This window comes from Iamia sp. SCSIO 61187, from assembly GCF_019443745.1.
Taxonomy (GTDB): Bacteria; Actinomycetota; Acidimicrobiia; order Acidimicrobiales; family Iamiaceae; genus Iamia.
Genome location: NZ_CP050948.1, coordinates 960075 through 979673, shown reverse-complemented (window position 1 = coordinate 979673; position 19599 = coordinate 960075). Strand labels below are relative to the sequence as shown.

General features: G+C 66.4%; 9 protein-coding genes. 1 reads left to right on the top strand and 8 read right to left on the bottom strand.

Annotated elements, in window-relative coordinates:
- Position 1: 1 nt before the first annotated feature.
- From HC251_RS04740 to HC251_RS04715, 6 genes are all read right to left on the bottom strand, one after another.
- The gene (locus HC251_RS04740) at positions 2-3292 is read right to left on the bottom strand and encodes a Swt1 family HEPN domain-containing protein (protein ID WP_219944160.1); all 3291 of its coding nucleotides are present in this window, start codon (positions 3290-3292) and stop codon (positions 2-4) included.
- 9 nt (positions 3293-3301) lie between these two features.
- Positions 3302-4042 (bottom strand): hypothetical protein, encoded by a 741-nt coding sequence (locus HC251_RS04735; protein ID WP_219944159.1) that lies wholly within the window; start codon positions 4040-4042, stop codon positions 3302-3304.
- Entirely contained in the window at positions 4039-6816 is a 2778-nt protein-coding gene (locus tag HC251_RS04730) for a DUF1156 domain-containing protein (RefSeq protein ID WP_255566597.1), read from the bottom strand. Before HC251_RS04730 ends, HC251_RS04735 begins: the two co-directional genes overlap by 4 nt.
- Positions 6813-9479 (bottom strand): DUF1156 domain-containing protein, encoded by a 2667-nt coding sequence (locus tag HC251_RS04725; RefSeq protein ID WP_219944157.1) that lies wholly within the window; start codon positions 9477-9479, stop codon positions 6813-6815. The genes HC251_RS04730 and HC251_RS04725 overlap by 4 nt, the downstream gene beginning before the upstream one ends.
- Before the next feature lie 5 nt (positions 9480-9484).
- Complete coding sequence (locus HC251_RS04720; RefSeq protein WP_219944156.1) at positions 9485-12931, bottom strand: helicase-related protein; 3447 nt, start codon at positions 12929-12931, stop codon at positions 9485-9487.
- A 293-nt stretch (positions 12932-13224) separates the two neighbouring features.
- Positions 13225-13425: a hypothetical protein gene (locus tag HC251_RS04715; protein WP_219944155.1), complete on the bottom strand. Its 201-nt coding sequence runs from the start codon at positions 13423-13425 to the stop codon at positions 13225-13227.
- A gap of 174 nt (positions 13426-13599) precedes the next feature.
- Between HC251_RS04715 and HC251_RS04710 the strand changes: the two genes are divergently transcribed.
- A complete protein-coding gene (locus HC251_RS04710; RefSeq protein ID WP_219944154.1) occupies positions 13600-13947 on the top strand; it encodes a hypothetical protein in 348 nt (115 codons plus the stop codon).
- Here HC251_RS04710 and HC251_RS04705 read toward each other — a convergent pair.
- Both HC251_RS04705 and HC251_RS04700 read right to left on the bottom strand, forming a co-directional pair.
- Entirely contained in the window at positions 13905-14378 is a 474-nt protein-coding gene (locus HC251_RS04705) for a hypothetical protein (protein ID WP_219944153.1), read from the bottom strand. The genes HC251_RS04710 and HC251_RS04705 overlap by 43 nt on opposite strands.
- A 254-nt stretch (positions 14379-14632) precedes the next feature.
- Positions 14633-19423, bottom strand: coding sequence for a DEAD/DEAH box helicase family protein (locus tag HC251_RS04700; RefSeq protein WP_219944152.1), 4791 nt, complete (start codon positions 19421-19423; stop codon positions 14633-14635).
- Between the last annotated feature and the right edge of the window lie 176 nt (positions 19424-19599).

Sequence of the window (19599 nt, the reverse complement as noted above, 5' to 3'; positions counted from 1 at the left end):
ACTAGCTCTCGAACTCGCTGGTATCGAATTTCAGCACAGCAGCGTTCTCGGTCACGGTGCGCTGGGCGCCCTCAGCGAACCCCATCTCAGACTCGGCCTCTACCTCGATGGTGATGCGAAGCTTCGCGTCCGGGGCCTTGGCCAGCTGATTCACGATGGATTCCGCGATGTCGGCGACCTGGCGTGTCCATCGGATCGAGTCGAGAGCGATCCGGCCGTAGTAGCGACTCGGCAACTCTGGACGGGAGTCGCCATCGGCGGTCGATGACTCACTGTCACCTCTGCTGTTAGCAGGTCCACCCGCCTCAGTGACCGGCATTCCCCTGCCGCCGCCCTGCTCGGCGTCGAGCTGCTGCTGCGCGAACTCGGGCTTGACGATCATGCCGGACGGAGCGACGGCGCTGACCTGTGCTGCTGCCGTCAGGCCGCCGTATCGAGACCCGTCGTGCGTTTCGGCATAGGCGAACGTGTCGGTGGTCCACGAGAGTGAGGCAGCGCCGTCGCTGATCGCACGCTCGAGCACCTCGCGGCGTGTGAGCCTGGGCAGGTAGAGGTACTGGCAATAGTCGTCCCACAGCTGGTTGACCGTGACGTGATCGCCACGCCACAGCGGCACACGGTCGACATCGAGACGCAGTCGAGTTCCTGAGTAGGCCGGGATGAGCGACTCCTCGGTGACGAGCTTCTTCGACACGCGTTCGGCGAGGGCGTCCGAGCCGGTGACCTTCACGATGTCCCAGCGAACAGGTCCGGTGGGGTCGTCGATGGCCTGGGTTGGATTCAGGACCCAGTGGTAGGTGCCGGCGAGGCGAAGGTTGACCGTCTCGTCGGTTTCCTTGACCTTGGCGTCGACCTGGCGGATCTGGAATGCATCGAGACCGAGGGTGTCGCGGTCGTGATCGATCGAGGTCCAGGCCAGCCACTGCTTGACGGCCTGACGCAGGTCGTCGAGGCCGGCCCGATCTGCGGCAAGGAAGACCAACATGTTTCGACAACGCCGGGAGCCACCTGCACGGTCTTCCAGCACCTTCCCGGCGAAGCCCACCGCACTACTGCCGTCCGTCTTGGGGTCGTAGGTGTGCTCTGGACCGAGGATCACCAACCGGGCGGTGTCCTCGTCAGGCACGTCGCCCGGCGAACGGGGGGCCGTGTGGACCCGTCCGAACTGACCGACTGATGTCCGAGCGGCATCGAGACGGCGTCGGATCTCTTCGTCGACGTCGTCCGCCCCGAAGTGCGACGCCGCGCGATCCTGAGCCAACCGGGTGACGGTCGCCTTGAGGGCATACCAGTACCGAGCACCGTCTCGGTAGAGGTACATGGCTTGGTCGGACAGCCGTCGAAGCGCATCACCGAAGATGGGAGGTCGCTCCCCCGGTTGCACGCAGCCGAGCTTGATCTGGCGATCGTCGAGTCCCTTGGTGGCTGCCAGCTGGGAAGGCGCCGAGCCAAAGTAGATGGTTCGAGCGATTCGGCGTGCGGCGGACAGCTTGCCGAAGCTCGATGAGTTCTCACGGTCGAGATTGAAGGGCAGGGAATTGGGCCCGTCGACGTCGGTCTCGATCACGGGAGTCCAGCCTGGGTCGAGGTAGCGAGTGAGCTCGCTTGCGACCTCCTCCTCGTCGATCGGAATCGATCCCGGCATGATCAGCAGGCGCGAGTCTTCGCGCATGAAGAGCGTGTGAATGACCTTGGCCATCAGGCGGAGAACGCCACGGGTTCGCTGGAAGCGTTCGAGCTCGGACCAGTCGCCGAAGAGGCGGTCGAACAACTCAGGGTGGATTGGGTAGGCGGCCTTCATGCGCCGCTCGTAGTCCGCTTCCTTCGCCTCGAACGGGAACTCGCTGGACTGGCTTCGGTACAACTCCATGAAGGCCTGGATCACGGCATCCCGCTGACGCGCCTGGTCCGGGGAGAGGTCCTTGAACAGCCGGCGACGGACGATCTCGAAGCTCTCCTCGGTGGACGCGGTCCTCCAGGTGGCCTCCATGCGCCCGATGACGTTCTCGAGCCGCTCCAGCGCGGCCCGGCCGCCCTCGCCGCCCACCTCGATGTCCGAGGCGGGGATCGTCGCGACAACCAAAGCCGACGGGACGCTGCGCGCAGCATCCGTTAGGGCTTGAGCGAAGCTGAACTGCGCGTCGAAGGAACCCGCCGGAAGCCCGGGGACCCCGTAGAGCTGGCGCGCATACGCAACCCATTCGTCGATGAGGACGAGACAGGGCGAGAACATCTGGAATAGGTCGGTGAGGGCCTCCCCGGGGCTGACGCCGGCCTTGTCAGCGTCAGCGACCAACTCGTAGCCATCGGCACCGCCGAGCTGCCAGGCCAGTTCGCCCCAGATCGTACGAACCTCGATCCCGCCGGGCTTCTTGGAGACGCTCGACGGCTGGAGCTGCTGGCCGACGAGAACTGCCCGGTTCACGCGGTCCGTCGGCAGCCCCAACTCCGCGGCAGTGAGGATCTGCTCGACCCCGGGGAGTTCGGTCGCAGGACGGCCCGACGCAAGGTGGAAGAGGGCGATGAGGGAGTGCGTCTTCCCGCCGCCGAAATTGGTCTGCAGCTTGATGATCGGGTCACCGCCGACGCCGTTGAACCGGCGCACCGCCGTGACCAGGAGCTCGCGAAGGCCATCGGTGATGTAGGTCCGCCGGAAGAACTCCTGAGGGTCGCCGTACTCGTCGGCAGCATCACCCCGCCAGACCTGATGGAGGTCGGCGGCGAACTGCGCCAGTTCGTAGCGCCCGGTAGCGACATCGTCGTGAGGTTCGGCGACCTGGCGCCAACCGGGAAGGCCGGTCGATGACTCGGTTCCCTCGGTAGGCGACTTCGAGGCCGCCTTGCGGCGGGTCGATCGAGCCTGCTCCTCGAACTTGAGTCGCTGAAGGTCCTGACGCACGCGATCGACCTCGATCGCCTGCTCACCAGCGGACACGGCCTGGAGCACCCGGTGAACCGTGTCGAGCGCGCGCAGTGCGTCGTCGGTGGAGAAGGACTCGTTGTGCGCCCAACGGTTCCGTATGTCTCGCGACTCCGAGACGTAGTTCCGATCTCCCCGCGACAACTTCAGCTCGAAGACGTTGCGCCAGTTGTCCCACAAGAGCTTGAGCAGCACCGACGGGTCGTCCGGATTGGTATCGCGGCTCACGCCCGCACCTGGTCCAGCCCCGAGTCCGCGCGCCAGCCAGTCCTCGCCGTACTTTGCGCGGAGCTCTCGCTCGACGTAGGGACGAAGCCCCGCTGCCAACTCTTGAAGTCCGAGACCAACGCGCTGATGGTTGGTGAGAGCCATGCTTCCTCGTCAGTCGGGGTAGTCGATCGTGCTGGGGGCCGTGAGCTTCGGCGCGGCCAACCCGAGTTTCGCGGACAATCCTTCAGCCACCGCGTTGAAGGCTGACACCGTGGCGCGCAGAGAGTTCAACGCGTGGGGCTGTTGCACGCTCCAGTCGCCGTCCTCCTTCTCGAGCCAGAGGAGTCCCTTGGCCTTAGTCGGGCACTTGCCGAGCTTCGCGGCATCACCGTGCGCGGCGGCGTTTCGGATGTAGTGCATCGTCTCGAGGTAGTCGGCCAAGTCGCGCCATGTAACTGGGCCTGCGACCTCCGTGCCCCGACCCGATCCGCCCTTCGACCAGGCCTTCTTGCGGGCCTTGAACAGTGCGGAAGGTGGGAGGACGTCCAGAAGGAGGCCGAAGTCCGTGAAGATCACCCTTTCGATCTTGCGGGCATCGGGCGCCATCAGTCGGTCTTCGACCAGCCACTTGCGAGGGTTCGAGTCGACGGCGTTGACGCCCTTCGCAATGACATGCCCGGCTGCGGCTTGGCGCGCGCCATGCGCAGCGAACACCAAGTCTTCGAGACCGGATTCCAGCGAGGCGAGGGACGAAAGGACGACCGTCTGCCAGTACAGGGTGCGCGGGCCGGGCCGGCGCCCTGATCCTTTGCCCTTAGCCGTGAACGCCTCGAAGAGCTTCCGCGGTCGGTTCATGTGGTCGCCGTAGAAGCGCGCCGCTTCGGTTGCGAAGTCAGGCCAGTGATGGGTCACAGCAGCCGACCCTGTTCGTCTTGAGCATCGGCCGAGCGTGCGAGCCGCTGGAGCTCGGGCCATGAGGTGACGAGCCCGTTGTACGAGGCGGCCTCCTTCGCCCATCCCTTCCGGTCGCAGACCAGGAAGAGGCGGTAGGCAAGGTCCTTGGCAACCTCGCTCTTTGCCGGACCGAGCTCCGCGACCAAGCGCGCGGCCCGTTCCTCGCCGTCCGACTCGAGCCGTTTGATGAGGTGCTGGGCCGTCTCCCACACCGTCAAGCGGCTGTCTCGATCCGGTGACCAGTCGTCGGGGAGCTCCTCCCGGCTGCTGAGCCGAACCTTCCCAGATCGTTGCGCGATGACTCCCGCCTCCACGAGACCGGCGATCGAGGTGTTCCGGGACTTGGACAGTTGCTCCGCTTGCCCGTAGGCACCCTCGCCCAGCCCGACCTCTTCGAACCACGTGATCGCCCAACGCGTATCTGCGTCGAACTCAGACTCTGTGCCTGACACGATCTCGTCTAGAACCCGGTTGATATGCTCGAGCGCCGTACGCACTGTCATCGTCGATCCATCGGCCTCGAGGACCCGACTGAACGCTGAGTACACAGCCATCCCAGGGCCAATTGCGGACTGCGCCAGGTCTACCGGCGCGATGTTGCTCTCGCGCAACGTGGCGAGGGCGCTGGGGAGCGAACTGCGCAGTGCCGCCAGGAAGTCCTTTCGCGAGACCGACGGGGCGGCTGCGGGCCGCTCGCGACAGACCAGCAGGATGGACGAGGCGAGCGCGTTCGAACCAGTCTTCACGCCCTCGGGACGTTCCGTTCGCAACGGCCAGGTGCTGACGATGCTGAAGCCGCTGTCGATCAGCGAGTCCAGTAGAGCCTCCCAGGCGGTCGAGCTACGGCCGTTCCGCCGCTGCTCGGTTTGCTGGTAGCCGTAGTACAGCGTCAGCGGGTACTCGTCGAGCTGCACTTCCTTGAACAGCTTGAACGCGTCGCGCAGTCGCGACTCGAAGTACTCGTGCGCCTGCACTCGATCCCCACCGAACCGGGCCGCGTTCGACACGATCTGATCTGCTTCCGGCGCAAGCAGAGAAGCCGTCTCATCGGGCCACACCGAGCCCAGGGCGAGCCGAAGCCATGGGTAGAAGAGGTTCGACAGCGCCGAGTAGTCGAACATGTCGTAGTACGGCGGATCCGTGCTGACGATGCCCTTCATCCCCGGTAACGCCTCGAGCGCCGACGCACAGGTGACCGACGACCGCGGACCCACAGGAAGAGCAGCCGCAGCAGCGGCGACGTGCTCGAGAGAGTTGTCCCAGGACCCAGTCGAACCTGAGAACGGATTCGCCTCCGGGAAGTCCCCGTAGAACGCGTACGCGGGTTGCACGAAGGACTGCTCCACCGAACCGTTGGCCCGGTTGTGGATCGTCATCGTCGATACGCGGTTTGCCATCCGCGAGATCGCCAATCCCAGGTAGGTCGACACCGCTTCGCCGTATGCGCGGGCGCCACGTCCGCCATCGCGGAGCGGGGTGTCATCCGCGGCGATCCCGGCTGCGATCGCGTCGAGTTCGATTGTCGAGCGAAGGTCGGCCAGCGCGTCGCACATCGTGACCATGAGAAGCCGCTGGCGCGGAGTGAGCAGATCCTCGATCGTGTGGACACCGAAGCTCTGGATGTTCCCGGCCACGGCAGGCAGCTCGAAGCCGGGGAGCGGGAACTCGCGATCTTCGGGCCACGCCGCCAGCGCGGCCGCCTCTTGCTCGCGCGTTGCGCTGGTCCACGCTCGACCGCCGCGAGGCTTCGACGGATCGGCGAAGGTCTGAATGGCGACGAGCCGTAGCCCGAACCGACCTGACTGCCCTTGGGAGCGGATCTCGTCGGCCTCGGTGACCTCACCGCAGATAGCGCAACGGAAGTTGGCTCCCCTGCTGACCTTCAGATCCTTGAGGTCGTCAGGCGGGCTGCCCTTTCGTATCTCGAAGTCGATCCGTCCTTGGCCGAGGATCGGCCGCACGTGCCAGTGGTTCTTTGCCCGCTTTGAAAGCCACCACGTCGAAAGCAGCGGCAGTTCTGCTCGACACCGCGGGTTCGAACAGGTCACTGCCCGGGCCCAGAGGTACGAGACCGCACGTGTCCTTGACCCATCGAGTGCTGCTACATCGGGGTACGAAGGTCCGATGCGCCGCTCGGTCTCCGCGATGAGTTGTTCGCCGTAGCGCTGGATGTCCGCTCCGACCCCTTCCATGCCGTCGACCTTGCCGAGTCTCTGGATGGTCTTGGGGTGGACCGGGCCAAGACCGCCGACCACACACGGCACCTCGATGAGGCCCTTCGTGATGAGCGCAGCCACTGGACTCAGGTCGATCGCGTGTGCCGGTAGGCCCAGTCGGGTTGCCTCAAGCGGGATTGCGCCGCCACCGCAGAACGGGTCGATGACCTGGGGGAGCTCAGGGCCGCACTGCTCTCGGATCAGGCGACGCGCTTCATCCACCCGATGTACCGGGCAGTCCCATCTAGAAAGGTCCGCTACAAGGTCAAGGAGTGCGTGACGCTGGTCGTGGCGCTCCTCCTCCGACGACCACAGGTCGGGACGAGACATCGGATCGTCCACAACCGACGCGAAGAGCACAGCTCGAGCAAGGCCGGTGGGTTTGCGCGACCACCAGAGGTGCATCGTTGCCGGCAGGCCCTTCTTCGGGACCGCCTTCTCCGCGCGTCCGGCGAGGTTCATCGCCTCGACCGGGAGCGCCGCCTCGATGAGCTTGCGGGACCCCGTTCTGGTCAAAGTAGGCGCCCCTGAGCTTCAGGATCTTCAGGCAGTCCCATCGAGGATGCCAACCTCGCGAGTTCGGGCCACGTGACAACGAGCGCGTTCATCGCAGCCGCCTCCTTGGCCATTCCCTTCTCGTTAGCTATCAGGTAGAGGCCATAGGCAAGCTCGCGAGCGGCATCCGCGTCTGAGAGACTCGAGAGAAGCTTCGCAGCAGCCTCTTCACCACCAGTCTCCAATGCCTTGATCAGGTGTTGCACGGCCTCCCAGCAGGTGGGATTAGCGTCAGTCGCTACGTCGTAGCTTTCTGGCAACTCGTCGCGCGTAAGCAATCGAGTACGGCTCGACCCGGTCTCAACGATCCCGGCTCGATCGAGACGATCGAGACTGGTGACTTTGGCCCTCGCCAACGCATCCGCCTCACCGGAGGTTCCGACGGTGTACTGGAATTGCTCATACCAGGTTACAGCCCATCGCGTCTCCCCATCCCAGTCGCTCTCCTGCTCACCCATCACCTCGGCGAACACGGAGTTCACGATGATCTGCGCATCCCGGACAGACAGACGGCTGCCATCGGCGGCGACAACGGCCGAATACCGCGTGAAGACACCCATACCGGGTCCGATCACAGCTTGGGCAAGATCGACCGGAGCGATGCCGGCTGCTTGGAGAACCCTAACTGATGCTCCGATCTCCGAACGCAGTTCGGAAAGGAACTGGGTGCGCGAGATCTGGCCTGATCCCGCGGGTCTTGGCCGACAGACCAGCACCACGTACGTCGCCAGCGCATTCGCTCCAAGTCCCCTCATCCGAGTGGAGCCAGTTCCATGAACCGGCCAAGTGGCAACGACCATGAGATCGGACCTCATGATCGCTTCCAACATCGCCTCCCAGCCGCCGGCCCCGCTGGCTCCTCCGCTACCTTCCTGCTCTTTGAATGCGTACACGACAAGCAGCGGTAGGTCAGGACGGCTTGCGCTCTGCAGGCTTCTGAAGGTCTCCGTAAAGCCGGTGATGAAGTAGGTCTTCGCATCTGCTTCAGACTCATGGCGTGCCGGCTCAGCGATCAGCTCACCGCCCTTTGGCGTGGCAAACGTTCCAAGCAGATCTGGAAAGCACTGCGAGAGCGCTCGCCGAATCCACGGATAGAAGTAGTCTGAGAGGTTCGCGTAACCGATCGCAGAGAAGTAGGGAGGATCGGTCACCACAAGGCACTGACCGGCAAGATCCACTCCCGCCGTCCGAGCATCGCCTTGCACCACCTGCGATGCGGGCCCTGCCGGTTCTACACAATCGAGGGCTCGCGTGGAGGTCTGAATGATCTGCAGCCAGTCGCCTACCGAGCCACCAAACGGGTTGGTCTCCACGAAGTCCCAAGACATTGGCACATCATTCCGCCCGAACTTCGCGCTCTCCGCCTTGCCTGTTCCGTTTCGGGAATCGATCTTCCAGAGACATTGGCTCGAGGAGAACTGTGCAAGCTTCCCTACGCACAGTCCGAGTATTGCTGCAATTCCCTGCGCCTGGTCTTCGTCTCCGCCGTCATGCCTCACCCACTGGGGTACCTGAGCAACCAGGTCGGCGAAGGTCTCAAGTGCAACTAGCTGACGATTCGTAAAGAGCTCTGACCATTCGCGAAGGCCGTAACCTTGAACCCTGAAGCCGATTGCTCGGTCGGGAAGCATCAGTTCCGGCGGATCAAGCGGCTTAGCCTCAGCCGCAGAGTTTCGGTGCACATCATTCGGCGAGTGGTAGGTGCGACCACCGAGACCGTTTGCAGCAAGCGCGATCAGCGTCGTTCCGAGGTTTCCGGCTGAACCCTGCTCCCGTAGGTACTTGAACGAGATCGGCGCACCAGAGACGACGCACGCCGACTTGCTGGGCGATGGGGGTTCTCCGATTGACCGGACTATGAAATCAACCGAGTTGTCATCATTGATAACTGGCTCGACGTAGGCTCGTTCACTGTCCTTCTTCGAGAGCCACCAATTGGATACGAGAGGCACACTGGCCCCCTGCAAGCGCGGGTCTGGACTCGGCACGGTCCTCGCCCAGATCCAGGCAACAGTCGTGTCGCCGTTCGGCGCTGGCGGGTAGAGATTGCCAATTCGTTCTTTGGCCTCGTTGTAGACGCGCCTTCCGTAGTGGTCGATGTCAGCGAGGTATCCCGATAGACCGGACCACAGCGCCTGCGGGTCAAGGAAATCCGCGGCGGCCGGAGGCCGATTGACCAGACTCGGCGGAAGCGACGTAAGTACCGTCGAAATCAGGACCGGAATGGGGTTGAGGTCGCTTCCTCGACTCGGAAGCCCGAGTCGCTGAGCTTCGACAAGCGTGGATCCACCACCGCAGAAGGGGTCCAACACTGTAGGAGGGTCGGATCCCACCGAATCGTTGATGGATGCCGTGACCTCCGCCATCACTGAGGCTGGTGGAGTATCAACGACAGATCCGACCAGCGCGCTCACAAGATCCATGAGTCGAAGCCGTTCCGTGTCATCTTCGGGATCATCCACCAACGAAGCGAAGATGAGCGCCCGGAGGGCCGGAGTAGGCATGGGCGCGAACCACTTGTGGAGGTTGCGGATCGTACCGGTCTTCCGGTCCTTATCAAGTTTGCAGGCAGCGTTGATTGCCTCAAGTGGGATCGCGACTTCGATGAGCTTCTTCTTGTACATGGCTCTCAAGCGGGGTCGGAGGCGAGGGTCCAGTAGTCGCGCCAGGCCAGGGTTCGGGCATTCTCACCGAAGCCAGGCTCAGGGGCACGGCCAGTGAACGGGTCACGGACGTAGCGGACGGTCGTGGAGTCGTCCTCGGCGACCTCCACCAAGGCGAGGATGTGATTAGTGCCGTTGTTGAGGCCGCAGAGGATCTCCGAGGCGGTGATCGTGAAGTCGGAAGCCCCGACGACCCTGCCCTTGACCTCGATGAAGGTCAGGTCGCCATCTGGTCTGCGCGTCTCGATGTCGTAGCCCTTGTTGTTGTGCGGCATCTCACGAGGGTTCCGGCCCAGGCGTCGCTCTGCTGCGAGTACGGCCGCCACGGCGAGCTGGTCCGAGCGCAGCGTGTCCCTCGCGTGAGCTGGAGGCGCAGAGCCCAGGCGAGTCGCGAGCAGCCCCGCTGGGATGATGAGGGCGCCACCCGTGACCCTCGGCTGGCGGGCTGAGAGCTTGCGCTCGAGGGCCAGTTCACCGAGTCGGCGCTCGAGGCGCTCGGCTGCTTCATCAGCGCGCTGGCGGGCGCGGGCGGAGTTGAGTTTCGCGTTCCGCTTGCCGGCCAGCTCGGCATCCTTGAGCTTGAGCGCCTGAGCGTCCCAGTATCGGATCTCCTCACTCAGCCGCTTCTCGACCGCGGCGACGGTGGCGTCGACACGGGCGTGTACCCGAGCCTCGACCTCGGAGAGGTGCTTCGGTGCGTTGTGCTCAATGGCGTGGCGCTGAGCAACCTCGGTCAAATTCGCCCGCGTCCATGCTGAATCATGGAGGTCAACAACGGCTGCGGACTCCTCGGTGGTGGGGGCTCGGTAGTCGATGTAGGGGTGATAGCCAGCGTCGGCAACCGTTCCTGCTTCGTCGATCTCGACGTACTCGAACCGCTTGGAGACGACTCGGCGCTGTCCTCCCTCGATGAGCGTTCCATCGACGATCTCGTGCTCGAGGTACACCAGAACACGCGGCTCCGACCCCCAGTCGTTCGGATCGACCAGGACTGCGCCCTGTTGCAGTGCCGGGCCATGCCGCTCAAGCAACACGCCCATCGTGGCTTCGAGCAGCGGATGGCCGGGCGTGAGAAGCGCTGCCGTCGGCTTGCCGGGCTCGCTCACGTGCTCTCGCTCGAAACAGATGCGTTCGTAGGTAGGTAGGAGGCGCCCGAGTCCTGCCGAGCTGTCGTACTGGCGAAGTCGGCCAGGAACCCTCGTGATCTCGTAGCGACCGCTTTCGCGGCGGACCGCTCTGCCACCGAGCTGCTCGAACGCTTCGAGGAAGAAGCGTCGGATGTAGGAGGGCTGGAGCTTGCGCGCCTGCGCCCGCTGCATCTGGTCGCGGATCTCGCTGACGTGCTCAGGGGAGAGCAGGTCCGTGAGGAGGGACTGGGCATCGATCAGCTCGCGCATGCGATCACCGATCGTCACATCAATGACCGCCGCCGCGCGCGCCTGCTGGAGCTTCGGATCCTCTGCGCGGATCGCATCGATCAACAGATCCCGAAGCGACTTGTCGCTGAAGGCCTCCCCAAGGACATCGAAGACCTTGCCGCCGAGAGCGGCCCTCTGCTCATCGAGCTTGCTGAGCAGACGCTCGAACACCTGCCCCTCGCGCGTGTCCTCAGCAACCAGGTTCCACAGGCGGCACACGTCCTCCTGGCCGATGCGGTGGATCCGCCCGAATCGCTGTTCGATTCGGTTGGGATTCCACGGCAGGTCGTAGTTGATCATCAAGTGGGCGCGTTGGAGGTTGAGGCCTTCTCCGGCAGCGTCGGTCGCCACCATGATCAGGACCTCACGGTCCTGCGTGAACCGCTCCGTGGCGCGCCGGCGATCCTCTCGACGAACCCCTCCGTGGATCGACACGATCGCGTCGTCACTGCCGAGAAGCCGCGAGAGCTTCGCTACGAGGTAGTCGAGGGTGTCGCGATGCTCGGTGAAGATGATCAGCTTCTGCAGCGAGCCGGTCGCGTCGAGCATCTCCGGCGTGTCGGCGAGCAGCTTGGCGAGCTCGTCCCACTTCCGATCTTCCCCTGACGCCAAGACCCTCCGGGCAAGGTCCTCCAAGTCCCGCAGCTCGAGCAGCTCAGCCTCGAGCTCAGCGATCGTGCGTGCTGCGGACGCGGCGTCGACGACCTCCTCCTCGACATCTTCCAGCTCCGACTCAAGGAGCTCATCCGGATCGAAGTCGTCGAAGTCATCAAGTCGGAAGCGGGAGGGTGCGGACACGACATCGATCGGCGCGTTCAGTGCACGTTGCCCGATACGTGCCTCAGCGAGCTTGTCGGCAAGGCGTCGCTGGCGCCGCTCAAGAGAGCGTTGGATCGCAAGCGGTGAAGAGGCGAGACGCCGTTGCAGCGTCGTCAGGGCGAACCCGACCACGTTCTTTCGGCCACCGTCGGCGAGCCGTTCCGCCCGGTTCATCCCCTCCCGCACGTAGTCGCTCACCCGTTCGTAGAGCGCTGATTCGAGAGGCGAGAGTGGGTACTTCGCGGTGTAGGCGACCCGCTCGGGGAACAGCTTCGTTCCATCGAAACGGAGCAGCTCCTCCTTCACCATCCTCCGCATGAGGTCCCGGGGCGGATCGGCGCTGTGGTCGCCCTTTCGGAACTTGCCCGCGAAGCGATCGCCGTCAACAAGCGCCATGAAGAGCTGGAAGTCCTCGGGCCTGCCGTTGTGAGGGGTCGCTGTCATCAAGAGCAGATTCCGAGCGATCAATCCCAGTCGCTTGCCCAGGCGGTACCGCTTGGTCTCCTTGACCTCCTGGCCGAAGAAGGTCGCCGACATCTTGTGAGCCTCGTCGACAACCACCAGATCCCACTCGGTCTGAGCTAGCCGATCCACCAGCTCCTCGTTGCGCGAGAGCATGTCGAGCCGAGCGATAAGCAAAGGTCGCTGTGTGAACGGGTTGCCCGTCCGAGAGGTCTCGATGAGGTCGCGTGAGAGGAGGTCGAACTCCAGCCCGAACTTCTCGCCCAGCTCGTCCTGCCACTGCTCGACCAAGCCGCCCGGAGCTACCACCAAGCATCGCTCGAGGTCACCGCGCACGATGAGCTCGCGGATCAGCAGCCCAGCCATGATCGTCTTGCCCGCTCCGGGATCATCGGCGAGGAGGAACCGCAACGGCTGCCGGGTGAGCATCTCGGTGTAGACGGCCTCGATCTGGTGAGGCAGCGGGTCGACATCGGAGACCTCAGCGGCGAGGAAAGGATCGAACAGGTACGCAAGCTGGATTCGCTTCGCTTCGGAAACGAGGGTGAACAGCCGTGGGTCCGCATCGAGCGACCACGGCCGGCCATCGCCGTCAAGGCTCAGGTCCGGCTCGCTGGTTCGATAGACAAGCTCGCGCTCGATGGCCCCGTTGGCGTCCTCATACGTGAGGTTGAGCACGTCGGAGCCGATCCAGTCCGCGTCGATGACCGTCACAGGCCCCGACGGCGAGATACCGCGGACGCGTGTCCCCTTCGTAAGGTCTTCAAGCCGCGTCAACGAAGCCTCTTCAGGCGCGCCGGACACCCGCGGTGTGCGGCACGGGTGGCGAATCGGTTGCGTACAGATCGATGGATTTCGGGCATCTCGAGATCGGTGGCCAGGCCCCCCGACCCCTCTTGGCTCGCGTCAACCTGACCATCAGAGGGTACGCCACCACCGTGACAGCGACGGACGGTCCGTCGATCACCAGTCGCGCGAACGCAACGGCTCCACGCGTGCACCCCAGGTCACAGCCGTCCAGTGACTCGTGCCCAGGCGGCGACATCGGGCCAAGACCAGACGTAGCCGAGGGCGAGCCTGGCGATAGGCTCGGGGAAGTCCGGGTGCCGGCGGCGCCAGTCGTGGACGACGCCGGGGCGCTTCGCCCCGAGGCGGGTCGCGATCTCGCTGGCGCTGACCAGATCGTCGGCATCCACCATTCGTCCCACGACCCGCCAGGGTAGGAAGCCCCGCCCCTCGGGCCTGCGTTTGCGTTGCCTCTAACGCAGAGGTACGTTGCCGAGGTCCGCTTCGGACAGCGCTCTCGCCCGGCGACATGGGTGACCCCCGCCTCCTATTCGCATGGGGGTGCATCGATGACACCAGAGGCAGAGGCCGGTGTCTTGCGGGCCCGACGGCTCGAGATCGTCGACGACCAGGGTCGGATCCGAGCGAGCATCGCGGCCGACAGGGACCCGTACGAGGGCGATACGACCGTCGGGCTGGAACTGCTAGACGAAGACGGAAGCGCCCGCGCGTGGCTCGTCGACGTGTGCGGCGCCGCTCAACTCGCTCTCGCCCTCCACGGCGACCAGGTCGCGGTCTTGGAGTCGATCTCACACAACGACGGCACGTCCACCGTCGCGCTGGTCCTGTGCGACGCGTCCGGGCGACAGGTGGTCCGCTGGGCCGTCCAGTCCGACGGGACCTACTCGGCCTCTGTCGACGGCGAGCCGACACCCGGCTCCTGATCGCCCACGGGCGGTCCGCTGGGGGCTGCCCGTGGGCTCTGCGGCGCCAGCTCGGAGGTGGCGGCGAACAGGCGGTGGGCGCGCTGGGCCGAGCGCGGCAGCTTCGGGACGCCGCGGTCGGTGATCGGCGGGACGCTGACCACGACTCCGAGGGTCTCGTCGCCGAGGTGGGTGACGAGTCGGTGCTGGGCCAGGCGGTCGATGGCCTTGGCCAGTGGGGAGGTCTTGCCCACCGGCTCGCGATGACTAGCGCGCAGGCCGAGCTCAAGAGAGAGCTCGATGGGGCAGACGGTGACCGGGCCACCGGCATCGGCGAGGTGACGATTGAGCGCCCGTGCGAGCAGGGTCGAGGCGGGACCGATCAGCGGCCCGTAGACCATCTCGAAGTAGTCGTGCAGGACCGGGAAGGCGGGGTCAGCGCACGGAGGCAACGCTTCAAGTCGGAGGCCCGTGACGGGCCTCCGTTCCTTGCCAGGCGGCTCGCTTCCGCTACCGCTGGTCTCCGGGTCCATGGTCTGCCGCCGGGGTGTCGCTGCTTGGAAGGTGGACTGACGTCCGTTGCCCGCTGCTCCCCCGCCGGCTGGCGTCCCCGCGGTCGAACCCGGCGGTGCCGGGTCGAGGAGCGGGGGCGAACCATGCCATCCCGAAAGCGTAGGCCGTTCGGCCCATGTGCGACAGGGGTTCCTCATAGGGACAGGCCGCCGCCGGGCGATCGAGGGACGACCGGGTCGACCGTCACGGCCGCGGCCGGAGGCTCGCCGCTCGACGGTTCGTCGGAGGCGGTGGCCGCGGCGAGGGTGTCGTTGATCTCGCCTTGGCGACGTCGGAGGGCAGTCAGCTCCTCGGCTCGGTCCCACGGTGCGCCGATGCGGGCGGCGGCCCGATCGGCCTCCGCTCGAGCGGTGTCGCCCTCGGCTTGGAGTGAGGCGAGGGTGTCGGGCAGTCGTTGGATCTGGCGTTCGAGGCGGGTGATGAGTCCGCTCGGGTCGCTGCGCTTCCAGTCGAGGGCGGGCCAGGTCACCTCGATGTGGGCGTCGGGGACGGCGAGGCGGATCTCGTCGTCGATGGTGGTGACGGCTTGGCCGGTGATGGTGAGGCCGCCGAGAGAGCCAATGTCGTGGATCGCTCCATTCGTCTCCGGAGGCGTCCGGTCGAGGCGCTCGGCCATGAACCGTTGCAGGTGCTCCCCGGCCTCGACACGCTTGGAGTGCCGGTGGCCGTCGACCGTCATGGTGAATCGGTCGCCGCGGGTGTCGATGACCCGATCGAGCACGGACTCGAGCTGACCGGCGCGCTCGGTCGCTCGATCGGATCGAGCGAGTGCTGTCTCGTGCGTGCGGCGGAGCCGGTGCTGGTCGTCGTGGTGGGCGCGTTCCAGTCGGGTGAGCCGGGCGACATCGGCGTCTACCGCCGCCTTCTCGAGGACGAGCGGGTCACCAGTGGCGAGGGCCTTGACCTCGGCGAACGAGAGCGCTTGGTCGCCGATGTCATCGACGTCCCGGTCGGGCAGGTCGCCACGAGTCACCTGGGCGATGAACGCGGCCTTCCGCTCCAGGGTCTGCCACATGTAGGTGTCGAAGCTGCCCTCCCTGACGTAACGCAGGATGCGGACTTCGGGGTTCTGGTTCCCCTGGCGGAGGATGCGGCCGTCGCGTTGTTCGATGTCCGCCGGGCGCCACGGCGCATCGAGGTGGTGCATGGCGACAGCGCGGGCCTGGACGTTGGTGCCCACACCCATCGTCTCGGTCGAGCCGATGAGCACGGCGACGCTGCCGTCGCGGCAGGCGGCGAACAGGTTGGCCTTGGCCTGGTCGGTCTGGGCGGACTGCATGTAGCGGATCGAACCGTGGTCGACGCCGCGTCGCACGAGGAGCGTGCGCAGTTCGTCGTAGGCGTTCCAGCCGTCGCCGGCAGGGGTGGAGACGTCGCAGAACACGAGCTGCAGCGCACCGGGGCGGAGGGTGAGCTGGCCGTGCTCGTCGGCGTAGCGGTGGTCGCGGGTGGCGTGGTGGATCGCGGCGATGTGTTGGGCGGCGACATCGAGCTTGGCTCGGTCGGCGGCTGGGTCGAGGCCGACGAGTCGGAGGTCGAGCGCGGCGCGTCGTCCGTCGCCGGTGACCTTGAGCATGTTGTCCTCGGCGGGGTCGACGGAGCGGTTGCGGATGCGTTCGGCGCGCGCCGCGAGGTCGGCCACGTAGTCAACGAGATCGTCGCTCGGTTCGACGACCACCGTCTCGGGCTGGCCGCCGGCCACAGTGGGAGTGGGGAGGTCGAGGTCGTCCGAGGTGCGAACGTCGGCGACTCGCCGGTAGAGGGTCAGGAGCTCCGGGACGTTCTGGAACCGAGCGAAACGGGTCTGCATCCGGTATGACGCGCCATCGGGGGCGAGCTCGAGGGCGGTGTGGGTGCGTCCGAAGGTGGCGGCCCACGCGTCGAACGGCTTCAGGCCGACGGCTTCAAGGTGGTCGGGCTGGAGGTAGGTCTGCATGACCCACAGCTCGGCCATCGAGTTCGCCACCGGGGTCGCGGTAGCGAAGGTGACGACCCGAGGGCCGTGGGCGCGGCGCAGCGCCCACAGCTTGGAGTCGAGGTCCTGGGCTCGCTGCGATCCGGTGTTGGCGGCGCCGTCGATGCTGGAGTCGACCCGACGGTTCTTGTAGGCGTGACTCTCGTCGACGAAGAGGAAGTCGACGCCGGTCTCCTCGAAGCGCACGCCGTCGTCCTTGGTGTGCTCGGCGAGCAGGCGTTTGTAGTTCTCCTCCATCTGCGCGATGCGGCGTTCGAGCCGCTTGACCGACAGCCCTTGGCCGTCGCGTGACCCGGCGAGCGCACCTCGGGCCGTCTCGATCTCCTGGGCCAGGTAGTCGCGCATGAGATCGGCGCCGAGGGGGATGCGGGCGAACCCGGATTGGGTGAACACGATCCCGTCCCAGTCCCCGGTGGCGGCACGGGCGACGAACTCCTTGCGCCGGTCCTTCGAGAGCCGCTCGCGGTCGGCGACGAGGATCCGGGCGGTCGGGTAGAGCTGGAGCCACTCGCGGGAGAACTGCTCGAGCATGTGGTTGGGGACGACCACCGCGGGCTTCGAGGCCGAGCCGAGTCGGCGCAGCTCCATGGCCGCCATGACCATGGTGGCGGTCTTGCCGGCGCCGACGGCGTGGGCGAGCAGTGTGCGGCCGTCGGTCAGGATCCGGGCGACCGCGTCGCGCTGGTGCGAACGGGGCTCGAAGCTCGCTGCCAGGCCCGGGAGGGTGAGGTGGCTGCCGTCGTGGTGCGGGAGCACCGTCGACGAGAACAGCTCGTTGTAGCGACCGGCGAGACGCTCGGATCGGTCGGGGTCCTCCCACACCCAGACCGAGAACCGGGTGGTGAGTGCTTCCTGCTTGTCGCGTGCGGCGAGGGTCTCGGCGTCGTTGCGGACGCGGCGACCGTCGTCGGTGGCGTCGGTGACGGTGTGGAGCCGCTGGTTCAACGCGGCGTCGAGCAGGGTGATGGCGTCGGCGCGCGCAGTACCCCATTCGGAGGTGAGGGCGACGCTGCGGCGGCTCCCGCCGCGGAGCCGGGCGGACCAGTGGCCGAGCTGCGGAAGGTGTTCGACATCGACCGCGGCGTCGAGGACCTCGGCGGTGAAGCGTTCGACGTCTCGGCTGGGGATCCACGGGGAGCCGAGCCGGGCGGTGATCTCCACGGGGTCGAGTTGGCGTGGCAGCACGCGCTCGAGGGCAGTGACGTTCGACCCGTAGCGATCGTCGGTCGTCGCCGCGGTTCGGGCGGCGGTGAGCTTGTCGCGGACGTTGCCCGACAGGTACTGGGCGGCCGGGATGAGCCGGCCCGTGTCGGGCTCGTCGTAGACGAGGTTCCCAAGTCGCGTGCGGGCCGTGGTCGGGTCGACGCCGAGGAGCTCTCCAACGCGGTCGGCGGTGACCTTGCCGGTCTCGTCGAGACAGACGGCGACGGCTTCGTCGGGTGTGTCGACGGCGTGGCGTTCGTGGGGCGGGTCGATGATCCTGTCGTGGAAGATCGCAGCCGGCCGGGTCTGCTGGGTCTCGTCGTCGAACAGCTCCAGCGCGGCGACGAGCGGCCAGTCCGGGTCCTCGCGGAAGCCGCCCATTCGTGGCCGCATCCGGCGGTGGATGTCCTCGCCCGTCTCGGGATCTCGGCGACCGGTGCGGGCTCGGGTCGATCGATTGATCGGTCCGTAGACCCGTAGGTAACTGCCGTAGCGGTCGGCGAGCGCCTGTTGAGCGGCGCGCAGGTCATCCTCGCTGCCGCCGTCGAGTTGGACGGCGACCACGCTGCGGGCGGCGTCGCGCAGTCCGACGAGGCGGACGAGTTCAGGGCCGTCTTTGGCGAACCGTGGTTCGTAGGCGACGGGCACTCCGCCGCGCACGACGGCGACCTCTCCCTTGCTGGTGACGACGAAGCTGCCGTCCTGGGCGTGGGTGAGGTCGAAGTCGCCCGTCGCCTGCGGCAGAGCTCGCGTGCGGTGCGCCTCGGTCGGTGAGCGGGCGACGTAGCGAAGACCCGTGGCCGTGGCGTCGGCGACCAGTCGGTCGAGCGCGGCGGGAAGCTGCTCGTCGAGGTTCCCGGTTGGTGCGACGCTCAGCTCGTCGTCTCGATACATGCCTCGGGTGGTCACGAGGTCGCCGAGCACACGGTCGGGGTGCGCGACGAGGTACTCGTTGACCTCGACGTCACCGCCGGGTCGGTCGCCGGTGCCGTTGGCCGAGGTGGTGACGGCGTGCTCCCAGGACGGGCCGGTCTGTTCCGCTCCGGGTAGGCGGCGGCGCAGGACGAGCAGGTCGACGACGACGTCGGTGCCGGACGACTTGGCGAACGCCCCTTCGGGGAGTCGGATGGCACCGACCAGGTCGGCGAGACCGGCCATCTCCCGGCGCGCCGAGGGGTTGTGGGCGTCGAGGGTGTAGCGGGACGTGAGGGCCATCACGATCCCGCCGGGCCGCGTCAGGTGGAGGCTCTTGAGGAGGAAGTAGTTGTGCAGGGCGTGGCGGCCCCGGTTGTGGCGAGGATCGTGCGGGGTGACCTTGGCGAAGGGGACGTTGCCGATGACCATGTCGAAGGCGCCGTCCTCGACGCGCAGCTCCTCGAACGCGCCGGTGTGGATGGTGGTCCGGGCGCCGTAGAGGTGGTCGGCGATCTTGGCGGTGGTGGCGTCGAGCTCGACGCCGGTGAGCACCGCATCCTCGGGGGCGAGGCCGAGGAAGTTCCCCGAGCCGCACCCCGGCTCCAGCACGCGGATTGGGCCGTCGACACCGAGGGCCGACGCGGCTCCCCACATCGCGTTGACGACCGAGGCCGACGTGTAGTGGGCGTTCAAGGTGGTGCGCCGCGCCTGGGCCCACGCCTCCTCGGTGCCGAGCAACCGCCGCAACTCCGCCCGCTCCGCGACGAACTGCTCGTCACGTTCGTCGAAGACCTTCGGGACCGCACCCCACCCCGCCCATCGGGCGAGCACCGCCTGCTCCTCGGCGTCGGCCCACCGGTCCTCGTCGCGGCAACGTCGTAGGACGTCGAGCGCGGCAAGGTTCGCTCGTAGCTTCGCGGTCGAGCCTGCGGGCGCCAGGTCGTCCGGCCCATCCGGACGGAACGCTGGTGGCCGCTCCGCTCGGGTGGGCTCGCTCGGCTCCGCTC